Source organism: Mesorhizobium sp. M5C.F.Ca.IN.020.32.2.1, from assembly GCF_004023105.1.
Taxonomy (GTDB): domain Bacteria; phylum Pseudomonadota; class Alphaproteobacteria; order Rhizobiales; family Rhizobiaceae; genus Mesorhizobium; species Mesorhizobium wenxiniae.
The window spans coordinates 1-6,278 of record NZ_RZSX01000344.1 but is presented as its reverse complement, the minus strand read 5'-3'; the positions used below and the strand labels follow the sequence as shown (position 1 = coordinate 6,278).

Annotated in this window: 5 protein-coding genes; 3 read left to right on the top strand and 2 right to left on the bottom strand. The window is 64.1% G+C overall.

Annotated features, from left to right (window positions below; translation table 11 throughout):
- Positions 1 to 900 (bottom strand): LysR substrate-binding domain-containing protein (locus EOA86_RS18065; protein WP_065005857.1); only part of this gene is annotated, 900 nt, incomplete at its 3' end.
- Between the two features lie 277 nt (positions 901 to 1,177).
- Here EOA86_RS18065 and EOA86_RS18060 point away from each other — a divergent pair.
- From EOA86_RS18060 to EOA86_RS18050, 3 genes are read left to right on the top strand one after another with little or no spacing between them, the layout of a single operon-like run.
- Positions 1,178 to 4,108: a molybdopterin oxidoreductase family protein gene (locus tag EOA86_RS18060; protein WP_128342903.1), complete on the top strand. Its 2,931-nt coding sequence runs from the start codon at positions 1,178 to 1,180 to the stop codon at positions 4,106 to 4,108.
- Positions 4,105 to 4,839 carry a 4Fe-4S dicluster domain-containing protein gene (locus tag EOA86_RS18055; RefSeq protein WP_127210917.1) on the top strand — a complete coding sequence of 245 codons (735 nt, stop codon included), beginning with the start codon at positions 4,105 to 4,107 and terminating at the stop codon, positions 4,837 to 4,839. The genes EOA86_RS18060 and EOA86_RS18055 overlap by 4 nt, the downstream gene beginning before the upstream one ends.
- A gap of 11 nt (positions 4,840 to 4,850) precedes the next feature.
- Positions 4,851 to 5,786, top strand: coding sequence for a DmsC/YnfH family molybdoenzyme membrane anchor subunit (locus EOA86_RS18050; RefSeq protein ID WP_128342900.1), 936 nt, complete (start codon positions 4,851 to 4,853; stop codon positions 5,784 to 5,786).
- Between the two features lie 6 nt (positions 5,787 to 5,792).
- Here EOA86_RS18050 and pdeM read toward each other — a convergent pair.
- On the bottom strand, positions 5,793 to 6,278 hold a 486-nt coding region (gene pdeM, locus EOA86_RS18045; protein WP_128342898.1), incomplete at its 5' end, for a ligase-associated DNA damage response endonuclease PdeM.

The following is a 6,278-nucleotide window of genomic DNA, read 5'->3' as shown; positions in this document are numbered from 1 at the left end:
TTCCCGGACCGTTTCGTCGGCCCTCGCGCTCAGATGCACCTTGAGTGCCATCTGGGCCAGGCTTGCCTGCCGGTCACGATGCGTGATCATCGCGAAATCGCGCTTCGGCAGTTCGATTGGCACGGACCGCAAGCTGCCTTCGGCAACGGCTCGTTCGACGACGAGCCTCGAAATGATGGTGGCGCCGGCGCCGGCCTCGACCACCTGACGAACCGCCTCGTTGCTCGGCAGTACTAGGAATATCCGCAGGTCCGCGAACGAGATCCCTTCGCGGCGGGCAAGATCTTCCAGCACCTCGCGCGTGCCTGATCCGCCTTCCCTGATGATCCAGCGGAACTCCCTGATATCCGGATGCCCGCGCGAGACTTCAACGATCTCGGGATGCGAATGCGCCACGACCAGCATCAGTCGATCCACATCGACCTTGGCGCGCCGCAATATGTCGGATTCAGTGCGCCCCTCGACCAAGCCAAAATCCGCCGTACCGTCCAGGACATTGGTCTCGACCTGCCTGGTGTTGCCGATGGTCACGCTCAGCCTGACGGCGGGATAGGCCTCGTGGAAGGAGGCCAGGCGGCGCGGCAGCCAGTAGCTGGCAATAGTTTGGCTGGCGGCGATCGAAAGGCTGCCGGTGATCGTCTGGGAAACGTGCTCCAGCACATTGTGAGCGGCAGCCGCCCGCTCGAGCACGGCCTTGGCCTCAGGCAAGAACCGGTGCCCGGTCTGCGCGAGCTCGATGTTGCGGCCGACCCGGTTGAACAGCCGGACGCCGTGCTGCTGTTCGAGCGAGCGGATGGCGGCCGACGCCGCCGACTGGGAAATGCCCAGCAGCTCGGCCGCCTTGGTCATATGCCCTCGCTCGGCGACAGCAACGAAGATCCGCAATTGGTCTAGGGTCATGAGAGAATTAAGAAACAAATTCGATTGAAGTTACAAGAGCAACTTGTTAGACGGATCGATTGCTTTGTTCTAAGTTTCTGAAAGGAATTGGAAAAATATCGCGGCCAGGCCGCAAAGGGTAGAATGTGATCGGGCGGTTAAAATCCCTGTTTGCCCGTTGGACCCGCAGCCTACGGCGCCGGCTTGCCGGCGATCGCTATCATCCGGAAGAGCACTACATGCGCGGCCCCGGGCCGAAGACGAGAGCCAAATTCACGGCTTACAAAAGCACCGGATCATGAACCACCGAACGCTGCGCGGCGCCAATTCCGCACCGTCCCAACGGCCCCTTGCCGACACACGCGCGCCCGACGAGGGCGATGGCGTCGATACTTCGCCCGATGTCTCCGACAGCATCGCCAAGACCACCTGCTACATGTGCGCCTGCCGCTGCGGCATCGACGTCCACATCAAGGACGGCAAGGTCCGCTACATCAACGGCAACAAGGACCATCCGGTCAATCGTGGCGTGCTGTGCGGCAAGGGCAGCGCCGGCATCATGCAGCACTACAGTCCGGCCCGGTTGAAGAAGCCATTGCTGCGCACAGGTCCGCGCGGCTCGGGAGAATTCCGTGAGATCGAGTGGGAGGAAGCATTTTCCATCGCGACGGAACGGCTTTCGAGGATACGCCAGACCGACTCGAAGAAACTCGCCTTCTTCACCGGGCGCGATCAGTCGCAATCCTTGACCGGCTGGTGGGCGAGCCAGTTCGGCACGCCGAATTTCGCCGCCCATGGCGGCTTCTGCTCGGTCAATATGGCGGCCGGCGGGCTCTATACCATCGGCGGCTCATTCTGGGAGTTCGGCGAACCCGACTGGGACAACACCAGATACTTCATGCTGTTCGGCGTGGCCGAAGACCATGATTCCAATCCGATCAAGATCGGTCTCGGCAAGCTCAAGGCGCGCGGCGCCAAGGTGGTCTCGATCAATCCGTGCCGCACCGGCTACAACGCCATCGCCGATGACTGGATCGGCATCCGGCCTGGCACCGACGGCCTGTTCGTGTTTGCCCTCGTCCACGAATTGCTGAAGGCCGGCCGCGTCGACCTCGATTATTTGCTGCGTTACACCAACGCCCATGTCCTCGTCATCCAGGAGTCGGGTGCGGCCGATGACGGGCTGTTCGCGCGCGACAGTGACGGCAATCCGCTGGCCTGGGACAGGGCGGCGAAAGTGCCCATCAGCGCCACCGACACTGATGCAAAACCGGCGCTGACCGGCAACTTCCAGGTCGACGGCCACCGCTGCGTGCCGGTCTTCCAGCTCATCGCCGACCGCTATCTGCAGGAGAGCTATTCTCCCGATGCGGTTGCCGAACGCTGCGGCGTACCCGCCGACACCATCCGCCGGATCGCCGCCGAACTGGCGCATGTCGCCTTCGACCAGGCGATCGAACTGCCGGTGGCGTGGACGGACTGGGCCGGTCGCCGGCACGAGACGATCAAGGGCCGGCCAGTGTCGATGCACGCGATGCGCGGCATCTCGGCCCATTCGAACGGCTTTCACTCTTGCCGCGCCATTCATCTGCTTCAGGTGCTTCTCGGCACAGTGGACGTGCCGGGCGGCTTTCGCTTCAAGCCGCCTTACCCCCGCTCGGCGCCGCCGGAGCTGAAGCCGGCGGGCAAGGACGTCAGGCCGATGACGCCGCTGGAGGGCATGCCGCTCGGCTTCGTCTGCGGGCCGGACGATCTGCTGGTCGATGATGACGGCGCGCCCATCCGTATCGACAAGGCTTACTCCTGGGACTCGCCGCTCGCCGCGCATGGACTCATGCACACCGTCATCCGCAACGCCTGGGCCGGCGATCCCTACAAGATCGATACGCTGATGATGTACATGTCCAACATGGCCTGGAACTCGTCGATGAACACCGTCGAGACCATCGCCATGCTGACCGACAGCGACGAGGCCGGAAACTACAAGATCCCCTTCATCATCTATTCCGACGCCTATTATTCCGAGACCGTGCCGTTCGCCGACCTCGTGCTTCCCGACACCACCTATCTCGAAAGGCATGACTGCATCAGCCTGCTCGACCGGCCGATCAGCCATGCCGACGGCCCGGGCGACGCCATCCGCCATCCCGTCGTCGAGCCGGACCGCGACGTCAGGCCATTCCAGTCGGTGCTGATAGAGCTCGGCGCGCGGCTCGGCTTGCCCGGCTTCGTCGACGACGACGGCTCGGCCAAATACCGCGACTATGCCGATTACATCGTCAATCATGAGCGCTCGCCGGGGATCGGCCCGCTCGCCGGCTGGCGCGGCAAGGACGGCGCCTCGATCGGTAAGGGCGAGGCCAATCCCGACCAGCTTCAGCGCTACATCGACAATGGCGGCTTCTGGCACCATGATTTTGCGGACGACCAGCGCTACTACAAGATGGCCAACCGCTCCTATCTTGATTTCGCCGAGAATATGGGCTTTGTCACGAAGGCCGAGCCGATCGTCTTCCAGCTCTATTCCGAGCCGATGCAGCGCTTTCGCCTCGCCGCGCGCGGCCATGGGAGGGTGCGGCCGCCGGAGGCAGAGCGCAGCCGCATCGAGACCTATATGGATCCGCTGCCGTTCTGGTATGCGCCCTTCGAGGAGGCCGCTGTCGACCTCGAGAAATACCCGCTGCACGCGCTGACACAGCGGCCGATGCATATGTACCACTCCTGGGGTTCGCAGAACGCGTGGCTGCGGCAGATCACCAGCCAGAACCGGCTGTTCGTGCACAACCGGACCGCGGCCGGCCTCGGCCTTGCCGATGAGGACTGGGTGTGGATCGAGAGCATCAACGGCAGGGTCAAGGGGCAGATCAAGCTGGTCGACGGCGTCAACCCGGATACGGTGTGGACCTGGAACGCGATCGGCAAACGGCGCGGCAGCTGGGGGCTGAAGGACGACGCCGCCGAATCGAATCGCGGCTTCCTGCTCAACCATATCATCGGCGACCAGACCTCCGCCGATGCGAACGGCAAGCGCTATTCGAATTCCGATCCGGTGACCGGCCAGGCGGCATGGTTCGACCTGCGCGTCCGCATCGTCAAATGCGCTGAAGAAGCAGGCTTCACCGAGCCGCAGTTTGAGCGCTTCCGGCAGCCGCCGCATTTCGAACCCTCGCCTGACAAGCTCAGTTTCGGGGCCGAGTTCCGCCGGGAAAGAGAGGCTGCCAGACCATGACCTGCCTTCCCGCCCATACCGACAAGAAGCTCGGCCTGGTCATCGATCTCGACACCTGCGTCGGTTGCCAGGCCTGCGTCACCGCCTGCAAGGAATGGAACACCGGCGGTCACATGGCGCCGCTGACCGACCTCGATCCCTATGGCGGCGATGTCGACGGGGTCTGGTTCAACCGCGTGCACAGCTATGAGCACATAACGGAGACGGGTGGGCGCACGGTCAATTTCCCACGCTCCTGCCTGCATTGCGAGACACCGGCCTGTGTCACCGTCTGCCCGACCGGCGCCTCCTACAAACGGACCTCGGACGGCATCGTGCTGGTCGACGAGGACAAGTGCATCGGCTGCAAACTATGCAGCTGGGCCTGCCCCTATGGCGCGCGAGAATTCGACACCGATGTTGGCGTGATGAAGAAATGCACGCTGTGCGTCGACCGCATCTACAACGACAATCTGGCGGAAGAAGACCGCGTGCCGGCCTGCGTCGCCGCCTGCCCGACCAGCGCGCGGCATTTCGGCGATCTCGGCGACCCGGCATCGGCCGTATCGCAGCTGGTGGCCGAGCGCGGCGGCGTCGACCTGATGCCCGAACTCGGCTATCACCCGACCAACAAATATTTGCCGCCGCGCGCCCATACCACACGCGCCGCATCGGTGCCGGCGCCGGCGCTCGAAGCGGTGCGGGCCGAGGGCGGTTTCCTCGGCTGGGTCGACCGCATGCTTTCGAACTGATCCGCACATCCATGCATCCAGCTTTCTCGGTCGTCTTTTTCACCACCGCTACGGGGGCCGGTTACGGCCTGCTCGCGCTGCTTGGGGTGCTGGCTGGACCAGGGTTCGTCCCGCCTGACTTCTGGCTCGGCCTCGTCGGCATGGGGCTGGCGCTTGGACTGATCTCGGCCGGCCTGTTGTCGTCGGCCGGCCACCTCGGCCGGCCAGATCGTGCCTGGAGGGCATTCTCGCAATGGCGCAGCTCCTGGTTGTCGCGCGAAGGCGTTGCGTCGGTCGCGACCTTCGTGCCGGCGGGGCTGTTCGCCATGGGCTGGGTGGTCCTTGGCCGCACGGACGGCTGGGTGGCCGTAGCCGGGCTGCTGGCTGCGGTCGGCGCGGTCATCACGGTCTGCACCACCGGCATGATCTATGCATCGCTGAAGCCGATCGCCCAGTGGCACAGCCGCTATACCTTGCCCGGTTATCTCATTTTTTCGGCGATGAGCGGCGGCGTGCTTCTCAACGCGCTGCTGCAGGGTTTCGCCATCGGTTCGACTATTCTTCTGGCAGGTTGCATGCTGCTGACCTTGCTTGGCTGGGGCTGGAAGGTGGCAACCTGGCGATACAATGACAGACTGGAAATTGCGACAACCGTCAACACCGCGACCGGGCTTGCCGGCGGTACTGTGCGGTCGCTGGAATGGCCGCACACCGAGGAAAACTATCTGCTCAAGGAGATGGGCTTTCGCATCGCACGCAAGCACAAGGCGCGGCTGCGCCAGATCACGCAAGTGCTGGCCTTCGCTCTGCCCGTCTTGCTGCTGGTTGCCGTGTTCGCCTTGCCATGGCCCTATGCGGCGGTGCTGTCGACACTCGCCGCAATCGTCCAGTTCGCTGGCATGCTGGTCGAGCGCTGGCTGTTCTTCGCCGAAGCCAAGCACACAGTCACCCTCTACTATGGCAGGTAGAGCAGCTCAGCCCGGCCTGAGCATCGCGTGGGAAATGGCGAAGATGCGCTCAGCGCCGAGCATATAGGCCATCAGCGTTTCGCGGCGGAACAGCCCGGCATAAGCGCGATCGAGCACATTGAGCGAGCCGGTATAGGCGCCGAAGGCCGGCATGATCATGCGGCCGCCATCGCCGGCAAAGCAGCGGCGCCGCACCGAGCGGCCTTGCTGCACGATGCGGGCGCAAGGGTGCAGATGGCCGGCGACCTCGCCTTCCACTCTCAATGCCGAAGGTTCATGCCGGAATACGAGAGAGCCTATGGCCAGCTCGCGCACCGTCTCGCCGGGCAGGTCGGCCGGCGCGTCCGGGTCATGGTTGCCGGCGACCCAGAACCAGTCGCGGCCGGCCATCAGTCCTTCCAGCCGCTCGCGAAAGCTGGAGTGCATGCGCGCGGCGCCGCCGCCGTCATGAAAGCTGTCGCCGAGGCTGACGACGATCGCCGGCTGATAATC